Annotated in this window: 2 protein-coding genes; both read left to right on the plus strand. The window is 29.9% G+C overall.

The genetic code is table 11. The annotated features are described in order from the left end of the window. Positions 1-582: NAD(P)-dependent oxidoreductase (locus HGI79_RS22375; RefSeq protein WP_185652874.1), on the plus strand; the 582-nt coding region annotated here is incomplete at its 5' end. 16 nt (positions 583-598) lie between these two features. Next, on the plus strand, positions 599-1,641 hold a 1,043-nt coding region (rfbB, locus tag HGI79_RS22380; RefSeq protein ID WP_185652875.1), incomplete at its 3' end, for a dTDP-glucose 4,6-dehydratase.

Here is a 1,641-nt window from a genome sequence, read left to right on the forward strand (position 1 = left end):
AAAGTTGGAGCTAAATTAGTTCAGGTTTCAACTGATTATGTGTTTAGTGGAGTTGGGGATAAACCATTAAAAGAGTATGACTTAACAGCTCCCTATAGTGTATATGGAAAGAGTAAGCTTTTAGGAGAAAAATATGTAGAGCAATTTTCATCTAAATATTTTATAGTAAGAACAGCTTGGTTATATGGATATTTAGGTCATAATTTTGTTTATACAATGATGAACCTTGGAAAAGAAAAAGACATGATTAAAGTTGTTAATGATCAAAGAGGAAATCCGACTAATGCTAATGATTTAGCTTACCATATATTAAAGCTTATTGAAACAGAAGAATATGGAGTATATCACTGTACAGGTAAAGGAGAATGCAGTTGGTATGACTTTGCAAAATTGATAATTGAATTATCTGGAGGAAAATGTGAAGTTAAGCCTTGCACATCAGAAGAATACAAAACTCCAGCAAAAAGACCAGAATACTCGTCACTTGATAATATGATGCTTAGAAATACTGTTGGTGATGAAATGAGAGAATGGAAAGATGCAATAAAATCATTTATAGGAAATTTAAATAGGGATTTTTAAAGGAGAGTTATTAATAATGAAAAGATATTTAGTTACAGGTGGAGCAGGATTTATTGGATCAAACTTTATTTTATATATGTTAAATAAATATGAAGATATAAACATAATAAATTTAGATAAATTAACTTATGCAGGAAACTTAGAAAATCTTAAGTCTGTAGAGAATGATAAAAGATATACATTTGTTCAAGGAGATATTTGTGATAAAGAATTAGTTTCAAGTCTTTTTGAAAAATATGATATAAACTATGTTGTCCATTTTGCAGCAGAATCACATGTTGATAGAAGTATAAGAGAACCAGAAATATTTGCCAAGACAAATGTACTTGGAACAGTTAACATGCTTAATTGTGCAAAAAATGCATGGGAAACAGAAGATGGATTTAAAGAAGGTGTTAAATTTCTTCATGTGTCAACAGATGAAGTATATGGTTCACTTGGAGATGAAGGATACTTTAGAGAAACAACACCATTAGATCCTCATAGTCCATATTCATCAAGCAAAGCAGGGTCAGATTTAATGGTTAAGGCTTATTATGATACGTACAAAATGCCAGTAAATATAACAAGATGTTCAAATAACTATGGTCCATTCCAATTTCCTGAAAAATTAATACCATTATTAATAAACAATTGTTTACAACACAAAGAGTTACCTGTTTATGGTGATGGATTAAACATAAGAGATTGGTTATTTGTAGAAGATCATGCGAAAGCTATCGACATGGTAATTAATGATGGAAAATTAGGACAAGTCTATAATGTTGGTGGACATAATGAAAGAACGAATATTCAAATAGTAAAAACAGTTATAGAATACATTAATGAAAATGTAGACAAGGAAGTAACTGAAAGCCTAATTAAATATGTTGAAGACAGAAAAGGACATGATAGAAGATATGGAATAGCTCCAGATAAGATAAAAGAGGAATTAGGATGGTACCCTGAAACTACATTTGAAGTTGGAATAAAGAAGACTATAAAATGGTATTTAGATAATCAAGAGTGGATGAAGAATGTAACCTCTGGGGATTATCAGAAATATTATGAGAAAATGTA

This window comes from Clostridium sp. DJ247, assembly GCF_014231265.1.